The sequence below is a fragment of the Myroides marinus genome (assembly GCF_900109075.1).
GTDB lineage: Bacteria > Bacteroidota > Bacteroidia > Flavobacteriales > Flavobacteriaceae > Flavobacterium > Flavobacterium marinum_A.
Window position 1 is genome coordinate 1 of sequence record NZ_FNYS01000012.1, and the last position, 25071, is coordinate 25071.

21 protein-coding genes and 2 tRNA genes are annotated in these 25071 nt (G+C 33.3%); 11 read left to right on the forward strand and 12 right to left on the reverse strand.

Annotated features, from left to right (window positions below):
* On the forward strand, window positions 1–317 hold a 317-nt coding region (locus BMX53_RS12270; RefSeq protein WP_143061425.1), incomplete at its 5' end, for a transposase.
* 119 nt (window positions 318–436) lie between these two features.
* On the opposite strand, the gene BMX53_RS12275 is transcribed toward BMX53_RS12270, so the two are convergent.
* Window positions 437–511 (reverse strand) — tRNA-Pro (locus tag BMX53_RS12275).
* Between the two features lie 170 nt (window positions 512–681).
* On the opposite strand from BMX53_RS12275, the gene trxB reads away from it, so the two are divergent.
* Together trxB and BMX53_RS12285 are read left to right on the forward strand one after the other, a co-directional pair.
* Window positions 682–1623: a thioredoxin-disulfide reductase gene (gene trxB / locus BMX53_RS12280; RefSeq protein ID WP_038987730.1), complete on the forward strand. Its 942-nt coding sequence runs from the start codon at window positions 682–684 to the stop codon at window positions 1621–1623.
* Between the two features lie 491 nt (window positions 1624–2114).
* On the forward strand, window positions 2115–3077 hold the full coding sequence (locus BMX53_RS12285; RefSeq protein WP_074746603.1) for an ABC transporter ATP-binding protein: 963 nt from the start codon (window positions 2115–2117) through the stop codon (window positions 3075–3077).
* A 113-nt stretch (window positions 3078–3190) separates the two neighbouring features.
* On the opposite strand, the gene BMX53_RS12290 is transcribed toward BMX53_RS12285, so the two are convergent.
* On the reverse strand, window positions 3191–5611 hold the full coding sequence (locus tag BMX53_RS12290; protein ID WP_074746605.1) for an alpha/beta hydrolase family protein: 2421 nt from the start codon (window positions 5609–5611) through the stop codon (window positions 3191–3193).
* A 143-nt stretch (window positions 5612–5754) separates the two neighbouring features.
* Here BMX53_RS12290 and BMX53_RS12295 point away from each other — a divergent pair, with 143 nt between their 5' ends.
* Together BMX53_RS12295 and BMX53_RS12300 are read left to right on the forward strand one after the other, a co-directional pair.
* Window positions 5755–6762 carry a 3-oxoacyl-ACP synthase III family protein gene (locus BMX53_RS12295; protein ID WP_038987734.1) on the forward strand — a complete coding sequence of 336 codons (1008 nt, stop codon included), beginning with the start codon at window positions 5755–5757 and terminating at the stop codon, window positions 6760–6762.
* Between the two features lie 38 nt (window positions 6763–6800).
* The gene (locus BMX53_RS12300) at window positions 6801–7469 is read left to right on the forward strand and encodes a sterol desaturase family protein (protein WP_038987735.1); all 669 of its coding nucleotides are present in this window, start codon (window positions 6801–6803) and stop codon (window positions 7467–7469) included.
* Window positions 7470–7507: 38 nt separating this feature from the next.
* Here the strand turns inward: BMX53_RS12300 and BMX53_RS12305 are convergent, their stop codons facing one another.
* On the reverse strand, window positions 7508–8542 hold the full coding sequence (locus BMX53_RS12305) for an endonuclease I family protein (protein ID WP_063176516.1): 1035 nt from the start codon (window positions 8540–8542) through the stop codon (window positions 7508–7510).
* A 135-nt stretch (window positions 8543–8677) separates the two neighbouring features.
* Window positions 8678–8751: transfer RNA gene (locus BMX53_RS12310), tRNA-Met, on the reverse strand.
* A gap of 325 nt (window positions 8752–9076) precedes the next feature.
* Here BMX53_RS12310 and BMX53_RS12315 point away from each other — a divergent pair.
* Window positions 9077–9724: a DedA family protein gene (locus tag BMX53_RS12315; RefSeq protein WP_038986297.1), complete on the forward strand. Its 648-nt coding sequence runs from the start codon at window positions 9077–9079 to the stop codon at window positions 9722–9724.
* Window positions 9725–9815: 91 nt separating this feature from the next.
* On the opposite strand, the gene BMX53_RS12320 is transcribed toward BMX53_RS12315, so the two are convergent.
* The 6 genes from BMX53_RS12320 to BMX53_RS12345 all read right to left on the reverse strand — a co-directional run bounded on the left by BMX53_RS12320 (window position 9816) and on the right by BMX53_RS12345 (window position 14900).
* The gene (locus tag BMX53_RS12320; RefSeq protein ID WP_074746607.1) at window positions 9816–10850 is read right to left on the reverse strand and encodes an endonuclease I family protein; all 1035 of its coding nucleotides are present in this window, start codon (window positions 10848–10850) and stop codon (window positions 9816–9818) included.
* Window positions 10851–11129: 279 nt separating this feature from the next.
* The gene (locus tag BMX53_RS12325; RefSeq protein ID WP_074746609.1) at window positions 11130–12089 is read right to left on the reverse strand and encodes an endonuclease I family protein; all 960 of its coding nucleotides are present in this window, start codon (window positions 12087–12089) and stop codon (window positions 11130–11132) included.
* A 94-nt stretch (window positions 12090–12183) separates the two neighbouring features.
* The gene (locus BMX53_RS12330; protein WP_038986302.1) at window positions 12184–13395 is read right to left on the reverse strand and encodes an RsmB/NOP family class I SAM-dependent RNA methyltransferase; all 1212 of its coding nucleotides are present in this window, start codon (window positions 13393–13395) and stop codon (window positions 12184–12186) included.
* Window positions 13396–13467: 72 nt separating this feature from the next.
* On the reverse strand, window positions 13468–13899 hold the full coding sequence (locus tag BMX53_RS12335) for a hypothetical protein (protein ID WP_038986304.1): 432 nt from the start codon (window positions 13897–13899) through the stop codon (window positions 13468–13470).
* Between the two features lie 4 nt (window positions 13900–13903).
* Entirely contained in the window at window positions 13904–14314 is a 411-nt protein-coding gene (locus BMX53_RS12340; RefSeq protein WP_038986305.1) for a hypothetical protein, read from the reverse strand.
* Between the two features lie 43 nt (window positions 14315–14357).
* Window positions 14358–14900 carry an RNA polymerase sigma factor gene (locus BMX53_RS12345; protein WP_074746610.1) on the reverse strand — a complete coding sequence of 181 codons (543 nt, stop codon included), beginning with the start codon at window positions 14898–14900 and terminating at the stop codon, window positions 14358–14360.
* Between the two features lie 100 nt (window positions 14901–15000).
* On the opposite strand from BMX53_RS12345, the gene BMX53_RS12350 reads away from it, so the two are divergent.
* Window positions 15001–15657 carry an HAD family hydrolase gene (locus BMX53_RS12350; protein ID WP_038986309.1) on the forward strand — a complete coding sequence of 219 codons (657 nt, stop codon included), beginning with the start codon at window positions 15001–15003 and terminating at the stop codon, window positions 15655–15657.
* A 207-nt stretch (window positions 15658–15864) separates the two neighbouring features.
* The gene (locus BMX53_RS12355; protein ID WP_038986310.1) at window positions 15865–16380 is read left to right on the forward strand and encodes a hypothetical protein; all 516 of its coding nucleotides are present in this window, start codon (window positions 15865–15867) and stop codon (window positions 16378–16380) included.
* 425 nt (window positions 16381–16805) lie between these two features.
* On the opposite strand, the gene BMX53_RS12360 is transcribed toward BMX53_RS12355, so the two are convergent.
* On the reverse strand, window positions 16806–18398 hold the full coding sequence (locus tag BMX53_RS12360) for a peptide chain release factor 3 (RefSeq protein ID WP_063176521.1): 1593 nt from the start codon (window positions 18396–18398) through the stop codon (window positions 16806–16808).
* Window positions 18399–18858: 460 nt separating this feature from the next.
* On the opposite strand from BMX53_RS12360, the gene BMX53_RS12365 reads away from it, so the two are divergent.
* The 3 genes from BMX53_RS12365 (at window position 18859) to BMX53_RS12375 (ending at window position 24270) form a co-directional block, all read left to right on the forward strand.
* Window positions 18859–19731: a hypothetical protein gene (locus BMX53_RS12365; protein ID WP_074746612.1), complete on the forward strand. Its 873-nt coding sequence runs from the start codon at window positions 18859–18861 to the stop codon at window positions 19729–19731.
* Entirely contained in the window at window positions 19718–21091 is a 1374-nt protein-coding gene (locus tag BMX53_RS12370; RefSeq protein WP_038986421.1) for a peptidylprolyl isomerase, read from the forward strand. Before BMX53_RS12365 ends, BMX53_RS12370 begins: the two co-directional genes overlap by 14 nt.
* 416 nt (window positions 21092–21507) lie before the next feature.
* Window positions 21508–24270 carry a bifunctional aconitate hydratase 2/2-methylisocitrate dehydratase gene (locus BMX53_RS12375; RefSeq protein WP_074746614.1) on the forward strand — a complete coding sequence of 921 codons (2763 nt, stop codon included), beginning with the start codon at window positions 21508–21510 and terminating at the stop codon, window positions 24268–24270.
* A gap of 92 nt (window positions 24271–24362) precedes the next feature.
* Here BMX53_RS12375 and BMX53_RS12380 read toward each other — a convergent pair whose 3' ends face one another.
* Window positions 24363–24827 (reverse strand): OsmC family protein, encoded by a 465-nt coding sequence (locus BMX53_RS12380; protein WP_074746616.1) that lies wholly within the window; start codon window positions 24825–24827, stop codon window positions 24363–24365.
* Window positions 24828–25071: the final 244 nt, after the last annotated feature.

Here is a 25071-nt window from a genome sequence, read left to right on the forward strand (position 1 = left end):
ACCCTGAGATTAAACAAGCATATTTACTAGCTAATAATCTCAGAAACATATATAATTTAAAAATAGATAAAGAAATAGCGATGACTAAGCTTGCCCATTGGTTCAATGACATTGAAAAGACTTCAATCAAATACTTTAATACGGTTTTAAAGACTTTTAATGTACATTATAACGAAATCATTAATTACTTTAATAATAGAAGTACTAATGCTTCTGCTGAATCATTTAATGCGAAAATTAAATACTTCCGTATGATGTATAGAGGGGTTAGAGATAAGAAGTTTTTTCTTTTTAGATTAACTAAACTTTTTGCTTAGTCCCCAACTTTTGCAACTGATCCTTGATTTACAATGGATTATTATGATATATTTAAAAATAAAAAAATCCGTAAGTAATTGATACTTACGGATTTAGGCACATTCTGATGCCGAAAAAGTCGGGGTGGCAGGATTCGAACCTGCGACCTCCTGCTCCCAAAGCAGGCGCGATGACCGGGCTACGCTACACCCCGCTAGACTTATTTTGTCATTGCGAGTGCAAAGGTAGTATAAAATTTTTTACATGCAAGAAAAAAAAGAAATAAATTAAAATTATTACACTATTTGTTTTTTCTACAGTAAGTAGTTTTGAAACGCGGATAAAAAAACTATTTTTGTTTCACTAACAGTAAAACATATCATTATGTCAAATATAGAGAGAGTAAAGTGTCTTATTATAGGTTCAGGACCTGCAGGTTATACAGCAGCAATATATGCAGCACGTGCTAATATGGCACCAGTATTATATCAAGGAATGCAACCAGGAGGACAATTAACAACTACGAATGAAGTAGAGAATTTCCCAGGATACCCAGAAGGTGTTACTGGACCAGAAATGATGATGCAGTTACAAGCACAAGCACAACGTTTTGGTGCTGATATTCGCGATGGTTGGGTTACTAAAGCAGAATTAACAGGAGAAGTTAAGAAAGTATGGGTAAATGAAACGACTGAGGTACATGCTGATACAGTAATCATCTCTACAGGAGCTACAGCTAAGTATTTAGGCTTACCATCAGAACAACATTATTTATCTTTAGGTGGAGGTGTGTCTGCATGTGCTGTATGTGATGGATTCTTCTATAGAAATCAAGAAGTAGTTATAGTAGGTGCTGGAGATTCTGCATGTGAAGAAGCACATTACTTATCTAAGTTATGTAAGAAGGTAACTATGTTAGTGCGTAGTGATAAATTCCGTTCTTCTCGTATTATGGAGGAGCGTGTACGTAATACTGAAAATATTGAAATCTTAATGAATACTTCTACTGAAGAGGTATTAGGAGATGGTAATGTAGTAAGTGGTATCCGTGTGAAAGATAATGTAACAGGGGAATTAAGAGATATTGAAGCAACAGGATTTTTCGTAGCTATCGGTCATAAACCTAATACAGATATCTTTAAAGGAGAATTAGAAATGGATGAGACAGGATACTTAATCACTCAAGGAAAAACAAGTAAAACGAATGTAGAAGGAGTATTTGCTTGTGGAGATGTTCAGGATAAAGATTACAGACAGGCTATCACAGCTGCTGGATCTGGATGTATTGCTGCTTTAGATGCAGAGCGTTATTTAGCTTCTAAGTAAAAAAAGACATTAAAGAATAAATTACTAAGACTAGTAAGAGGAAAGGCAAGGTATAATATACTTTGCCTTTTTTTGTGTTTAGTGCTGAAAATATCAAAAGCGGTAAAAGTTTGAATTGTATAAGTTTTGATGCTATTCTAAGTATAGTAAGAACATAATTATAGTATAGTGTAAGTACCAAAATGCCTTGTTTTAGTACTTGCACTATACTTGCATTATACTAGGACTGTACTTACATGTGCTAGCCAATAGAATGATATAAAACAAATGTGCTGTGTAAGGAATGAGAGAAAGATACGTTTACTTTTTATTGGCAATAAATGAATGTCAATATCTATGGTAAAATTGGTGAATAGTTATATTATTTATTCTTAAAAAGGTTTAAATAATAAGTGTTGCTGGGAGAGTATATATCTTTTTACTTTTTAATAGTTAATGTTCTATAGTGCTTGTAGGTATATTATTATATTTGCTCTTCATAAAAAATAGAAATGCTTTTACTTAAAAATATATCATTCAGTTACTTAGAAGGGAAGACGGTTATTAAAAATCTTAATCTAGCAATAGAGAAGGGGCAACACGTAGCTTTATTAGGAGAAAGTGGGTGCGGAAAGAGTACTTTATTAAAACTTATATATGGTTTAAAAGATTTAGATGGAGGAGAAATCTACTGGAATGACAAGCAAGTTTTAGGACCAGCATATCACCTAGTACCTGGGATGGATGAGATGAGATATTTAGCTCAGGACTTTGACTTAATGCCTTTTACTTCTGTAAAAGAAAATATAGGTAAGTATCTATCTAATTTTTACTTAAAAGAAAAAGAGCATAGGATAAATGAATTGTTAGCTCTTGTAGATCTAGTAGACTATGCTGATGTAAAAGTAAAAAACCTTAGTGGTGGACAACAACAACGTGTAGCTATCGCTAGAGTATTGGCTCTGGAGCCTGAGATTCTACTATTAGATGAACCTTTTAGTCATATAGACTATTCTAGAAGAAGTTTGCTTAGACGTAACTTATTTGCTTATTTAAAAGAAAAAGGGATTACATGTGTTGTAGCTACTCATGATAGTATAGATGCATTGAGCTTCGCTGATGAAACTATCGTTCTTAAAGATGGGGAGTTAATAGATATGGGAGAGACTAAAGATGTATATGATTTTCCGATGAATAGATATGTAGCTTCTTTATTCGGTGAGGTGAATGAATTATTTATTTCAGACTTCACTTCTACATTTGATGAAGATGAGTTATTACTAATATACCCGCATCAATTAATGTTGTCTAAGCAAAAGGGACAAATAGAAGTAGAGGTATTAGATTCTTACTTTAAAGGCGATGGATATATGATTAAGACTTTCTTTAATGAGGATAGAGTAGTATTCTTTGATCATCCTTTTGATATAGAGAAGGGTTCTAAAATTAAATTAGCACTAAAGAAATTTCAATAATAACAAAAAACGCTACTTAAATTTAAGTAGCGTTTTTTTGTTATACTATAGTTTACTTTCCTAGTATAAGGATATAAAAAAAGCTCAGCATTTGCTGAGCCTTTTAAAAGTTATTATTTTTTGTTTTTCACGTATTTTTCTAAGAATTGATCTTGCTCCCATAATAGGTGGAAGATGTTTTCTTTAGCAGCGTATCCGTGGCTTTCTTTAGGTAAAATAACCATTCTAACTGGTGCTCCTAAACCTTTTAAAGCTTGGAAATAACGCTCTGTCTGTAATGTGAATGTTCCAGGGTTATTATCAGCTTCACCGTGTACTAATAACATTGGAGTTTTCATCTTACCTGCATTCATGAATGGAGACATAGTGTTGTATACTTCAGGTACTTCCCAGTAGTTTCTTTGCTCTGATTGGAATCCAAAAGGAGTTAATGTTCTGTTGTAAGCTCCACTACGTGCAATACCTGCAGCGAATAAATCAGAGTGTGTTAGTAAGTTAGCAGTCATAAATGCTCCATAAGAGTGTCCTCCTACAGCTACTCTTTTTCTGTCGATATATCCTAATGCATCTACTGCATCGATAGCTGCTTTACCATTAGCTACTAACTGTTGTACATAAGTATCATTAGGTTCTTCTTTTCCTTCTCCTACGATAGGGAATGATGCGTCATCTAATACAGCATATCCTTTAGTTACCCAATAGATGAATGATCCGTATGATGGGAATGTAAACTCGTTAGGATTATGTGTTACCTGAGCAGCACTATTTTTGTCTTTGTACTCAGCAGGGTAAGCCCAAATTAATAGAGGTAACTTCTCTTTCTTAGCTTTGATGTCGTATCCAGCTGGTAAGTATAAAGTACCTGATAACTCTAAACCATCTTCTCTTTTATATTTAATTACCTCTTTATGTACTCCGTTAAGTGTAGAGAAAGGGTTTTTAAAAGAAGTAATTGCTTTTAAGTCATTTTTCTTATTGATGTTTCTGAAGTAGTAGTTAGGGTACTCAGTAGCTGACTGAATAGATACTAATACTAATCCTTTCTTAACATCTTCTATAGATTGGATAGTTTCTTTTTTGTCTGTATAAGTAGATTGGTATAATCTCTTAGTCTTTAACGAAGATAAATCAAACTCATCGATGAAAGGGAACTGACCTTTAGCAGTATAACCTTGTCCGATTAAGAAAAGTTTATTGTTCTCTTTCGCTAATACATAACGATCGAATTCGTTTCTTTTTAATTCAAAAGTACCTGGATCACTGTAAACGTCTTGAGAGTTTCTATCTTCTATTTTTACAGGAGCATCATTAAATTTAGATGGATCAATGATGAATGTTCTAGTGTTTCTAGTATCATACCATTGGTCACTTACTAAAGCTAAGTTATTATCTCCCCAAGTGATACCACCATAACGTTGAGATAACTTAACGATAGATTTAGGAGCGTCATTAAATGGAGCATCCCATGTAAATACTTCGTCTCTGAATGGTACATCTTTAGCTGGATCACCTCCGTCTAATGCTTCTACGAAGTAGATACTAGCAGGTTTGTCTGCTCTCCATCCCATACTTCTCTTACCTTCACGAGTAGCCATAAATCCTTTAGGCATAATCTCACTTAGAGGAATGTCGTTTACTTCTTTTACTAATTTACCAGCTTTGTCATACACCACAGTTTTCATTGGGAATCGGTTTAACGATACTAAGTATGAGAAAGGCTTCTGTAATGTAGTAACCATGATGTATTCTCCATCAGGAGAGAAGCTAGATCCTACATATAAATCTCCTTTAACGAAAAGTGATTTGTTACCTTTTAAATCTATTTTATAAAGTTCAGAATTAACTAATGTTTCAAAGTTAGCTTCATCAGTTTTGTTTTTTAATAAATCTTGGTATGTTCTGTTTGAAGAAACTACTCCCTCACTTACAGATACGATAGGGCCATTAGGAAGATTTTTAGAAGTATCTATTAATGCTGGCCTATTAGCAGGTATCTGATTGATTAATAAAGATTGGCTGTCTCTAAACCATGTGATAGGGTTACCAATGTTAGCATTTAGGTTTGCTTCTGTTAATTTAGTTGCTTGAGCAGTCTTAACATCAACAATCCAAAGCTCTACGCCATTAATAGCTGTATTAGTGAACGCAATTTTAGATTGGTCAGGAGACCAAGTGATATTAGTAATTCTAGGATTAGCAGGTAATCCTTTTACTTGTATTTCTTGAGTATCTTTTACTTTACGAACTTTGATATTAGTAGTGTAAGTAACAGTACTAGAGATATTAGTGTTCACGTCAATACGCAAACCTGCAAGTCTCATTTCGTTAAGGTTTAGATCCATCAATGTTTTATATGTACTTCTGTAAGTAAGTAACATATATTCCATTTTGTTATCCATTGAAATAGCAGGGGCTCTTTCAAAATCAGCTAGTTCTAAAATTTCTTTAGAAGGTTTCTGATAAGTCACATTTTCTTGTGCATACATAGAAGTAATCAAAAAAAGAGATAATAATGTCGTTTTGATTATTTTCATATTGGTTAGGTGTTTACGTTAGGTCGGCTAATATAAAGGAATTTCTGCAGTATCAAATAGATAGTGTAGCTTTTTATAGTTAAAATGCGAAAGATTTTAGTTATTAGTGTATTTTTGTATTACATAAACCAATTATTTATAAGATGTTTAGATCAAAGATTAGCGGACTAGGTTATTATGTTCCAGAGAATGTAGTTACAAATGATGACCTGTCAAAGTTGATGGATACAAATCATGAATGGATAGTCGAAAGAACTGGAATTCACGAGAGAAGACATAAAGCATTAGAAGAAGATACTACTTCTGGAATGGGAGTAAAAGCTGCTCGTATTGCTATGGAAAGAGCAGGTGTAGAAGCAAAGGATATTGACTTTGTTGTATTTGCTACATTGAGTCCAGATTATTATTTCCCAGGACCAGGTGTATTGTTACAACGTGATTTAGGATTGAATAACGTTGCTGCTTTAGATATTAGAGCACAATGTTCTGGTTTTATATACGCATTATCTATTGCTGACCAATATATTAAAACAGGTATGTATAAGACAGTTTTAGTAGTAGGGTCAGAAGTACACTCTGCAGGGTTAGATATGACTACTAGAGGTAGAGGTGTGTCTGTAATCTTTGGAGATGGGGCAGGAGCTGCTGTATTGACTCGTTCTGAGAATGAGAATCAAGGGTTACTATCTACTCATATTCACTCTCAAGGAGAGCACGCAGAAGAGTTATCTCTATTAGCGCCAGGTATGGGAGGAAGATGGGTGACAGATATCTTAAAAGATAATGATCCAGATGATATTAGTTATACACCTTATATGAATGGACAATTTGTGTTTAAAAATGCAGTAGTTCGTTTTAGTGAGGTGATTAATGAAGGTTTGGAAGCTAATGGATTACAAGTGTCTGATATCAATATGTTAATACCTCACCAAGCAAACTTGAGAATATCTCAGTTTATCCAACAGAAGTTTGGATTAAGTGATGATCAAGTTTTTAATAATATACAAAAGTATGGAAATACAACTGCTGCTTCAGTGCCTATCGCTTTAACAGAAGCTTGGGAATCAGGTAAGATTAAAGAAGGTGATTTAGTAGTGTTAGCAGCCTTCGGTAGTGGATTTACTTGGGGTAGTGTGGTGATCAGATGGTAAAAAATAATTATATTAGCTGTAATTAAGTTAATGTAGTTATGAAATTTGATAAAATTCACAATAAGGGTCAGGCTAGATTATTTAAGAATCCTTATTTAGAAATGCTAACTAAAGGGCATCCTGCTGTAATATGGGGGATGTATATACCAGTATTATCATATATTGTATATCTTGGATATGCAGATTATAATTTTACGGTCCAGAATCTTATTCTTCTATTTTTTGGAGGGATGATATTCTGGACTTTTTTTGAATATATTGCTCATCGATATATATTTCATTTGATTAGTGACAAACCTAATGCACAACGGTTTGCATATATCATGCATGGTAATCATCATCATTATCCTAGAGATAGACAAAGGTTATTTATGCCACCTGTTCCTAGTATTATCTTGGCATCAACATTGTTTGGATTACATTACCTAATCATGGGAAGATATACTTTTGGTTTTTATCCAGGTTTTATAATAGGTTATTTATTATATGCTTCTATGCATTATGCAATTCACGCTTTTGCCCCACCATTTAAGTTTATGAAACCACTGTGGAGAAATCATCATTTACATCACTATAAAGATGAAGAGATGGGATTCGGAGTTAGTAATACTTTTTGGGATCGTGTGTTCGGAACTATGTTTGATTTAGATAAAGAGAAAGAGGACAAGGAGAAGGTAAAAGAACTCATGTTTGAGAAAAAGAAATAAAAACAATAAAGGCTGTCATTTGACAGCCTTTATTGTTTTTATTTCTTCCATTTATTTTCTGCCATGTACATAGGCATTCTCCATATAACATTAGCTAAGCTTGGATTGTCAATGAATGGGTTTCTGTTTCCTTGTGAATATCTGAACTCAGGGTTTTGAGGATTACCATGATATTCATTACGTCTTCTTTCTATTTCAGATACAGGGTCTTCTGCATTCCACTTTAAGAATAGATCTATCATACTATCTGTAAGTGGAGCTCTAGAGTTAATAGGGACACCTACTTTACTAGCATTTGTATATCTATCATATTTAGGATCCTTATTTACTTCATAACGAATATGCATATATAACATCATACGTGCCACATCACCTTTCCATTCATCCCCAGGATACCAGTTGTATGAACCTACAGAACCTGAATTACCTTTACCATCAGCGAACTTCTTATTACTTCTTGTACTATTCCAAGAACCATTAATAGAACGTAAGTTATGAGCATCTGTACCTGCTATTTCAGGGATAGATGTTCCGATATATCCGTGTCTAGGATTAGCATCAAGAGCTAGTTGATCTTTAGTTTTGGCTAGTGATTTAGCAAATACATGTTCTCTTTCCCATCTTTTATGACGATTAGCATCTGTGTCATAGGATAGGTTTTTATTGATAGAACGTTGTTGTATAGTAGAGTTTTTACTGTCTTTATCTGGCCATCCATAGATAAGTAGCACATTATCTTTGTTTTCAGGGTCTTCGTCTGTATATCTTATAGCTTCCCATATTCCAGGAGTATAAGATATAGATTTATGAGTTTTAGTTATTAATGTAGCTAATTCTCTTTTAAGCTCCATTCCTGTTTTAGACCAATCGATATCTTTATAGTAATCACTATACTCTTCAGGAATTACAAAAGTTTTAGGATCTGGTATGTCTTTATCATTACCAATAGGAGGTACTACAACAGGTGGTTTAGGATCTACTGGAGTAGTAGGTTTATCTGGTGTGCTTTCATCTTTTGAACAAGAAAAAGCTAATAGAGAAAGACATAGCGCTATACTTAGTCTCTTAATCATAATTTTAAAGGTTTTTATTTCTGTTCTACAAAATTACAGCTTTTAAAATTAAGATGACTAAAAGTGGCGTAGTATTCTCATTTGAATAGTGATATAAAATAAAAAAGGACATCTATACAGATGTCCTTTTACTCGTAGCGAAGACGGGAGTTGAACCCGTGACCTCAGGGTTATGAATCCTGCGCTCTAACCGACTGAGCTACCTCGCCATTTATGGTCTTGTCATTACTTCTGTAATGCGAGTGCAAATATAGTAGTATTTATGGGTTCTCCAAACTGTTTTGAGAAGTAATTTATAGTAATAAAAAGATTTTATTTTAATTGGTTTATAATGAAAAACTTAGTCATTTAAAATATTTTAATTGTGTATTTGGTTTAGTTGATAATAATATTATAGAGTCATTATTGTGAGATATCTTAGTATTTATGATAGATAGATATAGTTTTTAGATGTTGTATTGTGCTGTGTGATTATATTGTTATTTTTTTGTGAAAACTGTTTTGTAAATTGTTTTGATATCTATCTTTGATACTATGGAACTATTAGATTATCTTTTACACGTAGATAAGTATTTGCACCTTTTTATAGAGCAGTATGGAACGTGGTTGTATGTAATTCTGTTTTTAATAATATTTGTTGAGACAGGACTTGTTGTTATGCCTTTTTTACCTGGAGATTCTTTATTGTTTGCTACAGGTATGTTAGTTGCGCAATCAGATGAATTGAATATTGTTTTGACAATTGCAATTTTATTGGTAGCAGCTATATCAGGCGATTCGTTAAACTACTATTTGGGACGGAAAGTAGGTATGCGCCTTACAGAGGTACGACTTTTTGGTAAACAAGTAGTAAAACAAGAACACATAGATAAAACGCATTCGTTTTATGAGAAGTATGGTGAACGTACTATAGTTATAGCCCGCTTCGTACCTATTGTGCGTACATTAGCTCCATTTGTAGCAGGAATTGGAAAAATGCGTTACTCTATTTTTATGACGTATAATGTAGTTGGTGGAGTTGTTTGGGTAGTAGGATTAACATTAGCAGGTTACTTCTTAGGAAATATTCCTCTTATAAAAGATAATTTCTCTAAGATAGTATTATTGATTATTGTTGTATCAGTATTACCTATTGTTTACGAGTTTGTAAAAGCTAAGATGCAAAAGAATAAAGTAGCTTAGTTTATATTAGATAGTATTATTAACAAAATATATAAATCAAAAAGGTCGTTGAAGATATCTTCAACGACCTTTTTGATTTATAATGGATATTTTATTTAACCCATAAGTTTTGAGCTTTTGGCCCACCCCAAATCTGAGTAGCTAGATGTGGGTTATCAATAAATGGATTACGATTTCCTTGTGAATTCTTGTAAATAGGATTGTAAGGGTTTCCATGATATTCATTACGTCTTCTTTCTATTTCGGATACAGGATCTTCTGCATTCCATTTTAAGAATAAGTCTATCATTTCATCACTTAGAATACCTGTTTTATCATCAATAGGCATTCCTACTTTACTAGCTTTAGTATATCCACCACCGTTTTCATTTTCATATCGAATATGCATATACATCATCATACGAGCGACATCACCTCTCCATTCATCACCAGGGTAGTAATATTCTTTACCTACCGTTTTAGAGTTACCATTACCATCTACAAATTTTCTGTTCCCTCTAGAAGAGTTTGTTGAGCGGTTGATAGGACGTAAGTGATGTGCATCATGCCCAGCTATATCTTCTATTGCTGTTGGTGTTTCGTTACTAGATGTTGTGTTTAAGGCTTTTTGATTTTTAGTTTTATCAACCGCTAATGACTTAGCAAATACGTGTTCTCTTTCCCATAAGAGTGTTTGATTCATACCTGTACTTCCATTGTTTTTATGCTCTTTAAGTACTGATCTTTTCTTTTTTACATCATCCTTAGCGTCTTTATCAGGCCAACCATATATTTGTAGTACGTTATTAGAATTATCTGGGTCTTCATCTGTGAATTCTGAAGCATTCCATATACCAGGAGTATAGCTTTGAGGTAAGTGACTCTCTTTTACTAATGTCGCTAGTTGTTGTTTTAGTGTCATACCACCTTTGGTGAAATCTATTTTACTATAGTATTTCTGATAAACTGCAGGAATGACATACTCTGCTGTATTTCCGTTATTGTTACCTTCTCCAGGTTCATCAGGTTTTGGAGTAACAGGTTTGTTGTCTCCATTGCCAGGAGTAGGATCAGTGATAATAGGGTCTTTTGTACACGAAACAGTGAACATAAGTAACCCCATTAAGGCAAGTAATGATTTTTTCATTTTAATAAGTGTGTTTAATTATTCTGTTCTTGGCAAGTTACGTATTATAAGACTTTTGAGTAAGTGTGATTTGGGTTATGTATATTCTGTAAGTGAAGAGTTAAATTAGTGTAGTATTACCTGTTATGTGAATATTGGTTAAATCTGAGTAGGTATTTTAAAACTTTTTATGGAAATAAAATAGGGAAAGGGAAGCTATGTAAAGTGTGATTAGTGCATAAAAAAAGAGACAATCATGTCGATTGTCTCTTTTAGTATATTGTAAAACGTAGTGTTTACTTATTTTTTCCAAGTATTCTCTGCTGGTTTAGTACCACCCCAAATTTGCGTAGCTAAATATGGGTTATCAATAAATGGATTACGGTTACCTTGAGCATATTTATTGCTTCTATTACCATGGTATTCATTACGTCTTTTCTCAAATTCAGATACAGGGTCTTGTTCGTTCCATTCAAGTAATAATTCTACCATTTTAGGGTCGATCTTATTAGCTGTTCCAATTACTACACCAGATCCAATTCCTTTATTTCCTGAAGCATCATATTTCGGAATACATCTGTCTCCATATCTAACATACATATACATCATCATACGAGCTACATCTCCTTTCCATTCATCTCCTGGGTACCATCCTTTAGCAATAGCTTTAGAAACACCACTTCCTGCTATAAAGGGAAGGTTACCTCTTTCGCTATTCCATTTTACATCTGCTGGTCTTAAGTGATGTGCATCAGATCCAGGACCAGTTTCTTGTAGATTAGGTGTACCTAATGATTTAGCATAAGTATGTTCTCTATTCCATTGACCTTCATTTCCTCCATGATTATTTTTATTTCTAGTGTATGCAGTTTTCCCACTAGTTACACCTTCGTGTCCATATAATAGATACACTTCATTACTTCCTACGGAAACAACATCAGTTGCTTTACTAGCTTCCCAAATGTCCCCATAAGATAAGAATCTCTTATGAGTATCAGTAGTTAGTTTAGTAAGATCTTCTTTTAATGCCATACCTGTTTTTTTGAAGTCCACTGTTTTGTAATAATCAGCTTGTTCTTTTGGCATGTTACTAAAATCTCCAGGTTTACCAGGTTCTGGTTTACTTGGATCAATAGGTTTAGTAGGCTCTGTTGGTTTTTCTTTACCAGGTGTTGGATCTGTTATGATAGGATCCTTTGTGCAACTTGATACTGATAAAAGTAAAGATGCGAATGTTACTAATAATAAATTCATTCTCATGATAGAAGTGATTTATATAATATGTTTGTTTCTGTCTACAAAGATAATTCTATGACTTAGTCTAAATGGAGGAGAATTATCATGTTTTATTAATTTATTTCTTTTCTAATAAAGCCATGTAGAATCCGTCAAAACCAGACTCACTAGCTAATATCTTATGATCTTCAATAAATTTAAAATCTTTACCTGCTTCAGAGTTTAAGAATTTCTCTATCTGCTTTTCATTCTCAGAAGGAAGAACAGAACAAGTAGCATAAACTAACTTACCTCCAGATTTTAATATCTTAGAGTAGTCTTGTAACACTTGAGCTTGCACTTCTTTAATCTCTTCGATAAACTCAGGTCTAAGCTTCCACTTACTATCTGGGTTTCTTTTAAGAACACCTAGTCCACTACATGGAGCATCGATTAATACACGATCAGCTTTATCATGAAGTTTTTTAATAGTCTTAGTACCTTCTATGATACGATATTCTATATTAAAAGCACCATTACGCTTAGCTCTAATCTTTAATTGTTTTTGTTTGCTTTCATAGATATCCATAGCGATGATTTGCCCTTTGTTCTCCATTAGAGAAGCAATGTGCAATGTTTTACCACCAGCACCAGCACATGTATCTACTACACGCATACCAGGTTTAACATCTAATAATCTAGCCACTAATTGTGAAGAAGCATCTTGTACTTCGAATAATCCTTCTTTAAAAGCATCAGTTAAGAATACATTAGCTCTTTCTTTAAGGATAAGGGCGTCAGGATATTCTTCAGGCATGATAGTCTCAATGTCTAAATCCATTAAGATACCATATAATTTTTGTCTAGTAGTTTTTAAAGTATTCACACGTAGGATAACGCTTGCTTGTTTATTTTGAGCAGCTATCTCCTTCGTCCACTTTTCTTCTCCTAATTCTTTTACTCCTAATTCATCTATCCAGTCAGGAATAGATTCTTTGAACTTTCTGATTTTACTTAACTCATCAAATCTTCCTTTGATACGACGTTCAGGAGTATTCTCAAAGTATTTCCAATCTGGTAATGTATATCCTCTTAGTACAGCCCATACTGCAAAGATTCTCCAAGCGTCATCCCTGTTTATAGGATCTTTTACTTCAGCTATCTCTGCGTATAATCTTCTCCATCTTACTATTTCATAGATAGTCTCAGCTACGAATTTTCTATCAGCGCTTCCCCAGCGTTTATCTTTTTTCAATGCTCTAGCTACCATTTTATCTGCATATTCTCCATCGTTGAATATAGCTAAAATAGAGTCGATAACTGTAAATACAAGGTTTCTGTGTAATCTCATTATTATATGAATATAAATAGCCCACAAATATACGTCTATTTGTGGGCTTTATGTTTATGTCGTGTTAATATTTTACTTATTGTCTTTGTACTTTTTTAGAAGCTTTCTGTTAAAGTCATCTTCTGCTTTTTTAAGCATTAAGACATTTTTATCACCGATTATTTTCTTAGCATCTTCTATAAACTTAACTCGTGCAGCAGAGTAAGTCTCCTCAAAGTTGATAAGTTCCTGTACCTTTTTACTAGATTCCTTATCACTTAGTTTATTTAGATCTTCGATATCTGTATACTTAACATATTTAAAGATATCAGCATGTCTTAACTCAGACATCTTCTTGTCATAGGCGATATATATAGGCAAGAATTTGTCAGCCTGTTCACTAGTTAGCTTTAGTTCAGAAGAAATGTGAGCTACTTTTAGAGAACGTATTTGATCGTGTTTATCTTGTGCGTAGATAAGCGTACTACAAACAAGTATAAATAAAATACTTAATAATTGTTTCATTGTATTATTCGTTTAAGTAGTATTCGATATCAATATGTGATAACACATAATGATCTAATTGAGATGGTTTTATATCTATATTTTGTTCTAATTCTTCTATATCCTTATCATCTAATGAATTGATGATTTCGTTATTAAGAGAATAAGATAAATTATATTCTAAGTAGTTTTCAATATTGTTGTTAAGTTGGTTGTTTTTCTCTGTTTTATACACAAAGCTAATACCTATAAATAAACTTACACATGCTGCTGCTACCATCCATACGTACTTGTTTTTATACAGTGGAATAATTTTAGGAGCAGGAGCAGTATTCTCAATACTAGCCATTACTTTGCCCTCTAGTTGAGCGAAGTAATCATCAGGTACTTTAAATACTTGTTTTGGATTGTTCTTATTTAAAAAATCGTTGTGCATTTTATTCTCATTTATCTATTAGACGAAATTTATTGCCTAAGGTTTAATTGGCTTGCAAAAATAGTTCTATTTTTTTGACTGCGTGGTGATAAGATGCTTTTAGTGCACCAACGCTAGTATCTAAAATTTCTGACATAGACTGATAGTCTAAATCTTCATAATATTTCATTTTAAAGACGAGTTGTTGTTTTTGCGGAAGTGTAGCTATAGCTTTTTGTAATAATAGTTCAGCCTCATCTCCATCGAACAATGAGTCGGCTTCAAGTTGATCGATTAGGTACTCATTTAAATCTCCTTCTTGAATATTGAGCTTTCTACTCTTTTGTTTTAGGAAGTCTAGTGCTTGATTAGTAGCAATTCTATACATCCATGAGAACAGTTGACTATTTCCTTTAAAGGTATCTATGTTTTGATAGATCTTGATAAGTGACTCCTGTAGTATATCATCAGTATCATCGTGATTTAGTACTATAGTACGGATATGCATATATAACCTCTCTTGATATAAGGAGATTAATTCACGAAATGCTTCATGCTTAGTGTCGTTATTTTGTAATCGATCTAAAAGTGAATTTTCGTTAGACAAAAGTTTCTGTTTTATTAGGTTTGTGGTTAATGGTATGAGTAAAAGTATATAATTAAAGTCGGTTTATAATTATAAAGAACTTATTTTTGTCATAAAAAAAATGGTTAAGACAGTAATATTTGACATGGACGGTGTTATCGTGGACACAGAACCTGTACATCGCTATGCTTATCATACACATTTCGCCGAACTAGGTATTGATGTATCGGAGCATGTTTATAATTCATTCACAGGGCATTCTACTAAGAATACATACGAACGTATAAAGGAAATTTATGGAGTAGAGGGCGAAGTACAGTCCTTAGTATTGCGAAAGAGAGCCTTGTTTAACGAGTCTTTTGATACCAAACCTGATCTAGAATTAATCGATGGAGTGAGAGACCTTATCGAAGGATTACATGCTAAAGGTGTGGAATTAGTAGTAGGATCATCAGCTTCTAAAAGTACTATAGATAGAGTCTTTACTAGATTTGGATTGTACCCATTCTTTACACATATAGTTAGTGGAGAAGAATTACCTAAGTCTAAGCCAGACCCTGCTATATTTTTAAAAGCAGCTTCTTTAGCTAAGTATAATGCTAAGGAAGAATGTATCGTTATAGAAGATAGTACTAATGGAATAAAAGCTGCTAATGCTGCAGGTATAAGGGTGATAGGGTATAAGAGTGCTAACTCTAAACAACAAGACTATACAGGAGCGAACTATATCGTACATGATTTTAGAGATATAGACGCTGATTATATATTAGCACTATAAGTATAAAGTCAAATACCTCATTTATTTTAAAATCAAATACAGTCTTTTACAATATCAATAAGCAGTATGTGATGTTCTAGTAAACTAATCACTACACATATTAAGGATATTTTGGGTGTGAAAGGGGTTAATTTGAGTTTGATTTGTTTTTATAATGGGTAGAATTTATTAACTTTGCGTTCTTTATAATAAAAGTTTATCAAATAGATGTTTCACAGATATATTAAATTAGGTATCGCTGCTGTATTATTTGCAGTATCAGTTTTACAATTCGTAGAAGGTAATATAGGTAATGGTATATTCTTATTATTCCTTATGTCATTAGTAATATTGCTATATTATAAAAACGAATTTATCTTATTAGCGTTCTTAAAGCTTAGAAAGCAAGATTTCGAAGGAGCTCAAAAGTGGTTAGATAAAATCAAAAACCCAGAGACTGCTTTAGTACGTAAACAAAATGGATATTATAACTACCTAATGGGAATTATGACATCTCAGACTAACTTAAACGCTTCTGAAAAATATATGAAGAAAGCTGTAGAGTTAGGATTAAACATGGATCAAGACTTAGCAATGGCTAAATTACAGTTAGCAGGTATCGCTATGACTAAGAGACGTAAACTAGAAGCTACTAAGCTATTAGGAGAAGCTCAGAAGCTTGATAAACAAGGTATGTTAAAGGACCAAATCAAAATGATGAAAGAACAAATGAAGAGATTCTAATCTCACTCTTTGTTAACAATATAGAAAGCTACACCTCGGTGTAGCTTTTTTTATGCAGATAAGTCAATAGGCTCAATAGTAGTTAAGAGAAGTAATCATATCAGCAGAATTGTTCTTTGTGAATAATTTGTATTGACTCGTTTTTTGAGTTAAAGCACACACCATTTTTATGGTGTTTTTTATTGAGGTGCTAGTACAGTGTAAGTATAGTGTAAGTATAGTGTAAGTACCAAAACACCGTAAAATGGTACTAAAACTATACTAGGATTATGATAAGATTATAGTTTCATATCAACGAGCATTGAAGGAGATAAAAAGCAATGTTGTCAAAAGGTTATTCAGTAGAGAGGATAAGGGGTAAGAATAGGACATAAAAAACGCTTAAGAATTATTCTTAAGCGTTTTATGTTTTAAGTATAGATATACTATTTAATCTCTTCTGATGTAAATCCTAACTTCACAGTAGGGAATTTACTTTGTGTCATCTGGATAGAGAATTCACTATCTGCTAGGAATACTAATTGTCCTGATTTATCAAATGCTAAGAACTTCTGTTTAATACGTTTAAATTCTTTAAACTCTTCGTTCTTTGGATCTTCTGGACGTACCCAACATGCTTTATATGCAGGGAAGTTCTCATAAGTACACTTAGCTCCATATTCGTGCTCTAGACGGTATTGGATTACTTCATACTGAAGCGCACCTACAGTACCGATCACTTTACGACCATTCATCTCTAGTGTAAATAACTGAGCAACTCCTTCGTCCATCAATTGATCAATACCTTTCTCTAATTGTTTTGATTTAAGAGGGTCAGCGTTGTTAATGTAACGGAAGTGTTCTGGAGAGAAGCTAGGAATACCAGTGAATTGCATGATCTCTCCTTCTGTAAGAGTATCTCCAATCTTAAAGTTACCAGTATCGTGTAGACCTACGATGTCTCCAGCGTAAGATACATCTACGATTTCTTTTTTCTCAGCGAAGAATGCATTAGGACTAGAGAACTTAAGTTTCTTACCTTGTCTTACGTGTAGGTAAGGAGTGTTTCTCTCGAATGTACCTGATACAATCTTGATGAATGCTAAACGGTCTCTGTGCTTAGGGTCCATATTAGCGTGTATTTTAAATACGAATCCTGAGAATGTATTTTCTTTAGGATCGATAACCCTTGTAGTAGATTCTTTAGCACGTGGAGAAGGTGCTATCTGTATGAAGCAGTCTAATAGCTCACGTACCCCGAAGTTATTTAATGCAGAACCGAAGAATACAGGTTGTAATTCTCCGTTGATATATGCTTCTCTGTCAAATTCTGGATAGATACCCTCGATTATTTCTAATTCGTCACGAAGAGTATTCGCTGATTTTTCACCTACTAATTTGTCTAATTCAGGAGATGATAGATCAGAGATATTGATAGTCTCTTCAATGTTCTTACGGCTATCTTCACTGAATAGGTTGATGTTTTTCTCCCAGATATTATAGATACCTTTAAAGTCGTATCCCATACCGATAGGGAAACTTAGAGGAGTTACTTTTAAGTGAAGTTTTTGTTCTACTTCATCCATTAGTTCAAAAGCATCACGTCCTTCACGGTCAAGTTTATTGATAAACACGATCATAGGGATGTTACGCATTCTACATACCTCTACCAGCTTTTCTGTTTGCTCTTCTACCCCTTTAGCTACGTCGATAACTACGATAACACTGTCTACAGCAGTAAGTGTTCTAAATGTATCTTCAGCGAAGTCCTTGTGACCAGGAGTATCTAGAATATTAATCTTTTTGTCTTTATAGTTAAATGCAAGAACCGAAGTCGCAACAGAAATACCACGTTGGCGTTCAATCTCCATAAAATCGGAAGTAGCTCCTTTTTTAATCTTGTTGTTTTTTACTGCACCTGCTTCTTGAATAGCTCCACCAAAAAGAAGTAACTTTTCAGTTAATGTTGTTTTACCAGCATCCGGGTGAGCAATTACACCAAATGTACGTCTACGATCTATTTCCTTTAAAAAACTCATTATTAAAAATTTTGAGGTACAAAAGTACTTATATTTTGTTGAATTAAAAGACGTTTTTTAAATTATCAAAGGACTTCTGAGTAAAACAATTGTAGGTAGAATATGACTGACATAACAATATTTAGAAGCTATTGGAGTTATTTTATCAATGTTTTGAATCTAGATTTAGTATTAGTCTTAATCGGAGAGTATGTTTTAATGATGTAATTCTCTGACTTTAGAAATGTATGGGATAATTATCTCAAGTTAATTAGAGTCACTGATCTGATCTAGGTTAAAAACACCTAATATTACCAATACTTCGTTAATTATTAGTTTTAATTTCTCAAAGTATTTGTATTATTGTGAGTTGGATATGTGTGGAGAGAGGTATAAAATGATATACTATATGTGTATTTATACTTTATAGTTAGTATAAAATAAGTATTTTTGGAAAATAGTTTGTCTAGATAATATGTATATGAAGAAAAATCACTTAGTAAGAACCTTGATTATAGGAGCGCTATGTATAGGTACTATGGCTACTTCGTGTAATAAAATCGGTTCTTCTACATCTAAAGAAGGAGCAGTAGCTAGAGTGAATGATGTTTATTTAGATAAATATGAAGTTTTAGACTTAGTGCCTTCTAATGCTGATAAAGAAGATAGTTTAGCGATAGTAAATCGCTTTATAGATAAGTGGGCTACTAAGAACTTACTGATAGAAGCAGCTGAACTTAACCTGTCTAAAGATAAGAAGGAGGAGATAGAGAAGCTCGTAGCACAGTTTAAGACTGATTTATTGATAAAAGATTATCTAGAAAAATTAGTGCAGAAGAATATTGATACTATTATCAATGAGAAAGATCTAAAGGTATACTACGATAAGTATAAGAATAATTTCTTAGTAGAGGATATGTTAGTCAAGATGTCTTACGCTAATGTGCTTAAAGACAATAGTAATTATGGAACTATCAGAAGATACTTTAGCTCTAACCGCAGTGAGGATCACAATAAGTTAGAATCAATGTCTCTGCATATGAAAACTTATGCTTTAAACGACTCTATTTGGGTGGATGTTAAACAGATATATGATAAGTTACCATTCTTAAATAGTAGTAATAAAGATAATTACTTAAAAAACAATAGCTTTTTTGAGGTAGAAGAAGAAAATAGTACTTATTTTGTAAAAGTGAATAAAGTATTGTCTAGAGGAAGTGTTATTCCTTTTGAATATTTAAAAACCTCATTAAAGATGATGGTCATTAATGACCGAAAAATGGAACTATTAAAACAATACGAAGAAGATATTTTAAAGGATGCTAAAAAAAATAAAAGGTATGAAGTTTTTTAATAAGAAGGTAATGTTAGCCTTAGGGTTAGCTCTTTCTTTTGTAGGTTTTGCACAAGCACAAACTAAACAAGGTAGAAAAATAGATGGAGTAGTAGGGGTAGTAGGAGATTACATTATCTTAGAATCAGAGATTGATAAAACGTTGATAGAGCTTAAAGCTCAACGTATACCAGTAGGTGATTTGTCAAGATGTGATTTATTCGAAAAATTATTAGAAGACAAGCTTTTTGCTCACCAGGCTGAAATAGATAGTTTACCTGTGACTGATGCAGAGGTTACTACATTTATGAATGAACAGATTAACCGTATGGTAGAAGATGTTGGTTCTATTGATAAAATTATCAAGTTCTATAACAAGAAGAACGAAGAGGAATTACGCGAGAGTTTATTCGAGATTGTAAAGCAAAATAAGCTTACTCAGAATATGCAACAGCACATTGTAGAGAAAGTGACAATTACTCCAGAAGAAGTACGTCAGTTCTTTAATGAAATTCCAAAAGATCAGTTGCCAACTGTAGGTGATGAAGTGGAAATAGCTGAGATCGTAATTAAGCCAGAAATATCTAAAGAACAAAAACAAAAAGTAATCGATCGTCTAAACGAAATGAAGAAAGACGTATTAGAGAATGGAGCTAGTTTCTTTAGTAAAGCTGTATTGTTTACAGATGATAGGGCATCTGCTAGTAATGGTGGATTCTATTCTATTAATAAAAAAACACAGTTCGTAAAAGAGTTTAAAGAGGTAGCCTTTAATATGGCAGAAGGGGAGATATCAGAACCTTTTGAGACAGAGTTTGGTTTCCATATTATCTACTTAGAGAAGATACGTGGTCAACAGCTGGACTTAAGACATATCCTTTTAACGCCAAAACCTACTGATGAAGCTGTAGCAGAGGCTAAGAAGAAAATAGAAGGTATACGCGAGAAGATTGTAAATAAAGAAATCTCTTTTGCTGATGCAGCTGCAAGTTCTTCTGATAATAAGGATACTAAATTAAATGGTGGGGTAATGAAAGATCCTAGAAGTTTAGATCCTCGTTTTGAGCTTAATAATATGGAGGATAGAGAGCTTTATTTCTTAGTATCTAACTTAAAAGAAGGGGAAGTATCTCAGCCAGCATTGAAAAATGATATGCAGAAGCAAGAAAAGTATTACCGTATTGTGACAATCAATAAGAAATATGCTGAGCATAAAATCGACTTCGTAGAGGATTTTACGAAAGTTAAGAATATGGCTTTAAACAAAAAACAGTCTCAAGAAGTAGAAAAATGGGTATCTAAGAAAGTAGGAGACGCTTATATCAATATTCAAGGAGAATTTCGTGATTGTAAATTCCGTAATAATTGGTTGAAAAAATAAGAATATAATAATCTGAAAGATAGAAAACGACATTTTAGCAATAGGCTAAAATGTCGTTTTTTTTATGTTTAGGCAGTAAATATCGCAATATGATATTTTAAGCATTAAAAATTAATTAATTTCAGAAAAGGATACTCTATTTATTAAAAGTATTGAATTTAATTCAGTGAAGTAGAATGTTTGTAAATAATCTTTTTTGTATTTCTAAGAAACATTAAAAACTTTTGAAAATAAATTACTTTGCGTAAATTTGCTGTGACAAAAATATAAACCTACTACTTGGTTATAAGTCTATTGAATCTATTTAATAGATTATATGCTAGGTGAAGAGGTTAAACTAATAATTAATAACATTATAGGTTGATTAAGATTGCACTTTTTTATCCGTCAGCCTTTTTATTAAATAGATAATAACTATGAGCCTTTACAAGGATTACATCAACGAGATTGAAGAAAGAAAAAATCAAGGACTTAACCCTAAGCCTATTGATGGTGCTGAATTACTAAGTGAAGTTATAGCACAAATAAAAGATACAGCAAACGAATACCGTGAGGATTCTTTAAAGCTGTTTATTTACAACGTTTTACCTGGTACTACAAGTGCTGCTGGTGTTAAAGCTAAATTTTTAAAAGATATTATCTTAGGAGAAGTTGTAGTAAGTGAGATTACTCCTGCTTTTGCTTTCGAATTATTATCTCATATGAAAGGTGGTCCTTCTATCGAAGTACTTCTTGACTTAGCTTTAGGTAATGATGCTGCTATCGCACAAGAGGCTGCTAAAGTACTTAAAACACAAGTATTCTTATACGATGCTGATACAGATCGTTTGAAAGAGGCGTTCTTAGCTGGTAATGCTGTAGCTAAAGATATCGTAGAGAGCTATGCTAAAGCTGAGTTCTTTACTAAATTACCAGAGGTAGCTGAGAAAATAGAGATTGTTACTTTTATCGCTGGTGAAGGAGATATCTCTACTGACTTATTATCTCCAGGTAACCAAGCTCACTCTCGTTCTGACCGTGAGTTACACGGACAATGTATGATTACTCCTGCTGCTCAAAAAGAAATTCAAGCGTTACAAGCTGCACACCCTGGTAAGAGTGTAATGCTTATCGCTGAAAAAGGTACTATGGGAGTAGGATCTTCAAGAATGTCTGGAGTAAATAACGTGGCTTTATGGACAGGTAAACAAGCAAGTCCTTATGTGCCATTCGTAAACATTGCTCCAATCGTAGGTGGTACTAATGGTATTTCTCCTATCTTCTTAACTACAGTTGACGTAACTGGTGGTATCGGTCTTGACCTTAAAAACTGGGTAAAGAAAACAGATGCTGAAGGTAATGTAGTTCGCAATGAAAAAGGTGAGCCTGTATTAGAAGAAGTTTATTCAGTAGCTACTGGTACTGTATTAACTATCGATACAAAAGCTAAAAAATTATATAACGGAGACCAAGAGCTTATCGATATCGCTAAAGCACTTACTCCACAAAAAATGGAATTTATCAAAGCTGGTGGTTCTTACGCTATCGTATTTGGTAAAAAGATCCAAACTTTTGCTGCTAAATTATTAGGAACTCCTGCTCCTGTAGTTTTTGCTCCTTCTAAAGAGATCTCTATCGAAGGACAAGGATTAACAGCTGTTGAGAAAATCTTCAATAAAAATGCAGTAGGTGTAACTCCAGGAAAAGTATTACACGCAGGTTCTGACGTACGTGTAGAAGTAAACATCGTAGGATCTCAAGATACTACAGGCTTAATGACTGCTCAAGAGTTAGAAGCAATGGCTGCTACAGTTATTTCTCCTATTGTTGATGGAGCTTACCAATCAGGATGTCACACTGCTTCTGTATGGGACAAAAAAGCACAAGCTAATATCCCTAAATTAATGAAGTTCATGAATGACTTCGGATTAATTACAGCACGTGACCCTAAAGGAGAGTATCACTCAATGACTGACGTTATCCACAAAGTATTGAATGATATTACTATCGATGAATGGGCTATCATTATCGGTGGTGACTCTCACACGAGAATGTCTAAAGGTGTTGCTTTTGGAGCGGATTCAGGTACAGTTGCATTAGCATTAGCTACAGGTGAAGCTTCTATGCCAATTCCAGAGTCTGTAAAAGTTACTTTCAAAGGAAATATGAAACAACATATGGATTTCCGTGATGTAGTTCACGCGACTCAATCTCAAATGTTGAAACAATTCGGAGGAGAGAACGTATTCCAAGGTAGAATTATTGAGGTACACATCGGAACTCTTCTTGCTGACCAAGCGTTTACATTCACTGACTGGACTGCAGAGATGAAAGCTAAGGCTTCTATCTGTATTTCTCAAGATGATACATTAATTGAATCATTAGAGATCGCTAAAGGTCGTATTCAGATTATGATCGAGAAGGGAATGGATAATAAAAACCAAGTTCTTCAAGGATTAATCAATAAAGCTAACAAACGTATCGAAGAGATTAAATCTGGTGACAAACCAGCATTGACTCCAGATGCTAATGCTAAATATTATGCTGAGGTAGTTATTGACTTAGATATTATCGATGAGCCAATGATCGCTGACCCAGATGTAAATAACGAAGACGTATCTAAACGTTATACTCACGATACTATTAGAGAACTTTCTTACTATGGAGACAACAAAAAAGTTGACTTAGGTTTCGTAGGTTCTTGTATGGTTCACAAAGATGACTTGAAGATTGTTTCTCAAATGCTTAAAAACATTGAAAAACAAAGTGGTGAAGTTAAGTTTAATGCTCCATTAGTAGTGGCTGCTCCAACTTACAACATCATCGACGAGTTAAAAGCTGAAGGTGATTGGGAATACTTACAAAAATACTCAGGATTTGAGTTTAGTGATTTATTACCTAAAAACGCTGCTCGTACAGAATACGAAAACATTATGTACTTAGAGCGTCCTGGTTGTAACTTATGTATGGGTAACCAAGAGAAAGCTGCTAAAGGTGATACGGTAATGGCTACATCTACTCGTTTGTTCCAAGGACGTGTAGTAGAAGATTCTGAACGCAAAAAAGGAGAGTCTTTATTAGCTTCTACTCCAGTAGTAGTATTATCGGCTATCTTAGGAAGAATCCCAACTATGGAAGAATATAAAGCTTCTGTAGAAGGAATTAACTTAACTAAGTTCAAACCTATTCCTACTAAATAATTAGAATAGTATTTATAAATATAAAGCGAGGTAGTCTGTATAGATTACCTCGCTTTTTTATTGGTGTACTTGTCTTTAATCAGACATATATCTTAGCTGTAACATTGTGCATGATGTTCTATTTCAAAATTGCAAGAATTGGCAATAAAGCAAAGTTTGTTGGCTTGGATATGCAGTTGTAGTGCTAACTCTTTTTGAGATGCATCTTTGATGTGCACTACTGGGTTTAAAACTACTTTGGTTATACGTCCACTACCATCATCATTTAGTATTAATGTAGCCTCTGAATTATCTTCATAAGCAAGTACCTCTATATTGTTTTGCTGACATACGTATAAATATGACATCATATGACACGAGGTAAGAGCGCTCAACAATAAATCTTCTGGATTTAGTAAGGTAGGATCTCCTTTAAAGGCTTTGGCTGCTGAAATAGATAAAATATCTTTTCCTTCTATTTTGATGGTATGGCTTTTGGCATACACCTTTTTGTTAGATTCTTCTAACTTATCAGTCACCATCCAATTTAGGGCTGCTTTAAAAAGATGTTTGTACATATAAATGGCTTAAATGTGGTTATATATTTTGGTGGGAGAGTTTAGATAGGAGATATGTAACAGTCTCTCTTATTAACTTTAGTTTATTCAAATTTAAACAAAATACTCAACTTTTTATCTTTTGCAATAGTCTCCTCTATAAGTTGATTTTTGTTAAGTAGAATCATTTTAAATATAATGTTTTAACATTTATATAGAAATTATGTTTAGCTAAATATAGTAAATTGTAGTTATAATTATAATT

Coding starts and splice junctions, on each gene's coding strand:
- trxB (WP_038987730.1), top strand. CDS start 682: ATGTCAAATATAGAGAGAGTAAAGTGTCTTATTATAGGTTCAGGACCT.
- BMX53_RS12285 (WP_074746603.1), top strand. CDS start 2,115: ATGCTTTTACTTAAAAATATATCATTCAGTTACTTAGAAGGGAAGACG.
- BMX53_RS12290 (WP_074746605.1), bottom strand. CDS start 5,611: ATGAAAATAATCAAAACGACATTATTATCTCTTTTTTTGATTACTTCT.
- BMX53_RS12295 (WP_038987734.1), top strand. CDS start 5,755: ATGTTTAGATCAAAGATTAGCGGACTAGGTTATTATGTTCCAGAGAAT.
- BMX53_RS12300 (WP_038987735.1), top strand. CDS start 6,801: ATGAAATTTGATAAAATTCACAATAAGGGTCAGGCTAGATTATTTAAG.
- BMX53_RS12305 (WP_063176516.1), bottom strand. CDS start 8,542: ATGATTAAGAGACTAAGTATAGCGCTATGTCTTTCTCTATTAGCTTTT.
- BMX53_RS12315 (WP_038986297.1), top strand. CDS start 9,077: ATGGAACTATTAGATTATCTTTTACACGTAGATAAGTATTTGCACCTT.
- BMX53_RS12320 (WP_074746607.1), bottom strand. CDS start 10,850: ATGAAAAAATCATTACTTGCCTTAATGGGGTTACTTATGTTCACTGTT.
- BMX53_RS12325 (WP_074746609.1), bottom strand. CDS start 12,089: ATGAGAATGAATTTATTATTAGTAACATTCGCATCTTTACTTTTATCA.
- BMX53_RS12330 (WP_038986302.1), bottom strand. CDS start 13,395: ATGAGATTACACAGAAACCTTGTATTTACAGTTATCGACTCTATTTTA.
- BMX53_RS12335 (WP_038986304.1), bottom strand. CDS start 13,899: ATGAAACAATTATTAAGTATTTTATTTATACTTGTTTGTAGTACGCTT.
- BMX53_RS12340 (WP_038986305.1), bottom strand. CDS start 14,314: ATGCACAACGATTTTTTAAATAAGAACAATCCAAAACAAGTATTTAAA.
- BMX53_RS12350 (WP_038986309.1), top strand. CDS start 15,001: ATGGTTAAGACAGTAATATTTGACATGGACGGTGTTATCGTGGACACA.
- BMX53_RS12355 (WP_038986310.1), top strand. CDS start 15,865: ATGTTTCACAGATATATTAAATTAGGTATCGCTGCTGTATTATTTGCA.
- BMX53_RS12360 (WP_063176521.1), bottom strand. CDS start 18,398: ATGAGTTTTTTAAAGGAAATAGATCGTAGACGTACATTTGGTGTAATT.
- BMX53_RS12365 (WP_074746612.1), top strand. CDS start 18,859: ATGAAGAAAAATCACTTAGTAAGAACCTTGATTATAGGAGCGCTATGT.
- BMX53_RS12370 (WP_038986421.1), top strand. CDS start 19,718: ATGAAGTTTTTTAATAAGAAGGTAATGTTAGCCTTAGGGTTAGCTCTT.
- BMX53_RS12375 (WP_074746614.1), top strand. CDS start 21,508: ATGAGCCTTTACAAGGATTACATCAACGAGATTGAAGAAAGAAAAAAT.
- BMX53_RS12380 (WP_074746616.1), bottom strand. CDS start 24,827: ATGTACAAACATCTTTTTAAAGCAGCCCTAAATTGGATGGTGACTGAT.